General features: G+C 41.5%; 1 protein-coding gene. It reads left to right on the forward strand.

Annotation, left to right across the window (positions count from 1 at the left end):
- A partial coding sequence (locus Q384_RS10925; RefSeq protein ID WP_037588110.1) for a hypothetical protein occupies positions 1 to 1,082 on the forward strand: 1,082 nt, incomplete at its 5' end.
- Positions 1,083 to 1,580 lie beyond the last annotated feature (498 nt).

Here is a 1,580-nt window from a genome sequence, read left to right on the forward strand (position 1 = left end):
CAGTATTTTCCTATAAATACTGTAAACAACGCTGGGATTTCTTACATGTAACCGGTGTTTATTTGTGGCACAGTCAGAAGCAAGCAGCCATGCCTCAAGTAGCATCTCAAGCCACGTATTCGAGACATACAGGGCTAATGCAACCTATCAATGGCAATACCCCTCAAAATCAGCCAAATGTTTGTGCTGATTGGGCAAAAACCTTACCCCCTAATTACAAACTCTATGCCGGCGGAGCGTATGCCGGAATGAAAACCGATATTGTCATTGACGACAGTAATGATGCCGCCTCTGTTTTTCAGGTTGCCGTATATGAAACCGATCAGCCTATAGTATTGATTTTATCTGCCTATAAACCATCTATTTGGCGCATCAAATACGTACCGGGTGCCAAGATTGCTGGCATTATTACGTCTGGAGCACACAAACAAATCGTTGATGGCGCACCCATACAAACTCAAATCTATGACATCGGACAAGGTGGTCAATATAATTGCGGTACTGCGATTTCTGGGATCAAAAATAACGGTCCGACGCTGAATCATTTAAGCCAAACCATTTTCAATCGCAGTCCGGATCAGGTACTAAGCACGGATAACGGATTTTTAACCATTGGCAATGCAAGCAATCAAGCTCAATTATTCGATGGCGGGACATTGTCATTACCCAAACACAGTTTCCCTTCAAAACAAATCGGACAAGGTTCACCGACATCAACACAAGTTCCTGCCAATGCTCTCCAACAATACCACAGAAGCGATCTTCCTCGCGCAGGACAACAAGGTTTGAATGACTATTTACGGCAAGGAAAACTTCGGCTAATGAATCAATCCGATAGCCAAAAATGGCAAGCATTAACCGGCAATACGATTAATTCCGGACCGGGCAGAATGGTTTATGTCATCACAGGTGACATTACTATTCCGGCAGGTTTATATGGTGCAAATTCCGTTACCTTTATACTGGGAAACGGAGTTCCTTTTCCCAAAGGGGATTTGGGGCATTCTGCTTTGCTGGATTTTAATTCCGGCGGTTGCATGGGTGCTACTTGTGGAATGCCGTCAACACAAACTAGTCCCTGAAATCGTTGTTTTGAGAATGAGAATACCCTTGTGAACGCATCAAATAGCTCACAAATATAGCTAAAAACTATTAAATTTTTCAAAACAATTAGCCAAATAAACCATTCAGCCGAAACAAGTACCATACTCAATTTGAACAACACATCAATGTCGTTTTGTACCGCTCCGCTTTTCTCATGAGGCTGAATATTCTGGGAGAATTCAATTATGAATGAAAAACTATTCCCCAAAAATTAAAGAACACACAGCACGCTTATATCAAGAGTAGCAGCATCAGGCACAGCAGACTGATCAATAAGGATTCTTCCAGCCAATGTGCGACACTGATGAAAAACATAAATGAACAACCTCACCGCAGAGCAGTGAGGTTATCCTCTAAAATAATTTCATTACAAATCATTATATGTAAGAAATCCCAGCGTTGTTTACAGTATTTATAGGAAAATACTGCAATGAACATTCATAAAAGAACCCGTTTACTGCCCTATCAGCGTCAAG

The sequence above is a fragment of the Stenoxybacter acetivorans DSM 19021 genome (genome assembly GCF_000745895.1).
Taxonomy (GTDB): domain Bacteria; phylum Pseudomonadota; class Gammaproteobacteria; order Burkholderiales; family Neisseriaceae; genus Stenoxybacter; species Stenoxybacter acetivorans.